1 pseudogene is annotated in these 574 nt (G+C 27.7%); it reads left to right on the forward strand.

Going from position 1 to position 574, the window contains the following annotated elements:
• Window positions 1-122 (forward strand): annotated as a pseudogene (locus tag MM239_RS20875) (IS1595 family transposase); the annotation flags it as partial.
• Between the last annotated feature and the right edge of the window lie 452 nt (window positions 123-574).

Below are 574 nucleotides of genomic sequence, written 5' to 3' on the forward strand. Positions count from 1 at the left end.
AATATATCCAAAACTACCTCGATGAGTTCTGTTATAGGCTAAACAGAAGATATTTTGGAGAAAAACTATTTGATAGACTTGTTATTGCGTCAGTTCAGCCTTACTGGCAAAGTAGCGTATAATCATAATTTTCTTTTTCATTTTTCAATTTGTTTAGTTATTAAAGAATTTATAAATGATAAAAATTGGCCATTAATTATCTAAACACAAGAAAGAAAGAAAGAAAGAAAGAAAGAAACAAGTTTTTAGGTAAATATTTTCATAAATAGTTACATAACTAATCACTTGTTTTACTTACAACTATCTAAAATCAGTCAAAATCGCTTATTTTAAAACAGGTGGAATTTCATTGTATACTTTATGTGATTCCACAAATTTTTATTTTCAATAACTGCACGATCAAAGAGCCTCTGATTTAGAAAAGATTCAAGTTTAATTCTAATTATAATCCAATGTCGTTTAGTTAAGGATTAAATTGGTTTATAATTCATATAATGAGGTTTTTTTGGCTTTTTGAGCCTGGGTAGCTTTCTACCTGGTCTTTCAACTTCCCGAGTTTTGTAGACTAAATCAT

It is taken from the genome of Belliella filtrata, assembly GCF_022549775.1.
GTDB classification, from domain to species: domain Bacteria; phylum Bacteroidota; class Bacteroidia; order Cytophagales; family Cyclobacteriaceae; genus Belliella; species Belliella filtrata.